At 66.9% G+C, this 511-nt stretch carries 1 protein-coding gene; it reads right to left on the bottom strand.

Annotation, left to right across the window (positions count from 1 at the left end):
* Positions 1-390: superoxide dismutase (locus AC1DYG_RS19280; RefSeq protein WP_477641468.1), on the bottom strand; the 390-nt coding region annotated here is incomplete at its 3' end.
* Positions 391-511 lie beyond the last annotated feature (121 nt).

The raw sequence follows: 511 nt of genomic DNA, 5'->3' as shown, positions 1-511 counted from the left end.
GGCCAGGATGGACCAGCCGGAGCCCTGGATGGCGTTGGCGTTGGCCGAGAAGTGGCTGCGGAACGCGTCGAAGCTGCCGAACTGGTCCTCGATCGCGGCGGCCAGCTCGCCCTCCGGCTTGTCGCCACCCTCGGGGGAGAGGTTGTTCCAGAACACCGAGTGGTTGGTGTGGCCGCCGAGGTGGAACGCCAGGTTCTTCTCGTGCAGGTTCACGACGGGCGCGAGCGTGTCGGACGCGCGCAGCTCCGCCAGCTTCTCGAGGGCCGCGTTGGCGCCGGCGACGTAGGCCGCGTGATGCTTGCTGTGGTGCAGCTCCATGATCTTCGCGGAGATGTGCGGCTCGAGTGCCGCGTAGTCGTAGGGCAGTTCAGGCAGCGAGTAGACAGACACGGGGGTCCCTTCCTTACGGGCGCGCGAACGCCCGGTGTGTACCTTGCTTTGGTGCTTCTGGGTTGTAACCCAATCCCATTCGTACACCGTCCGCAACCGCCGCCCGCGGTCGGGAGCCTGT

The sequence above is a fragment of the Pedococcus sp. P1_H8 genome, from assembly GCF_056405175.1.
The sequence above is the reverse complement of the archived record's forward strand: the minus strand, read 5'-3'. Positions and strand labels throughout refer to the sequence as shown.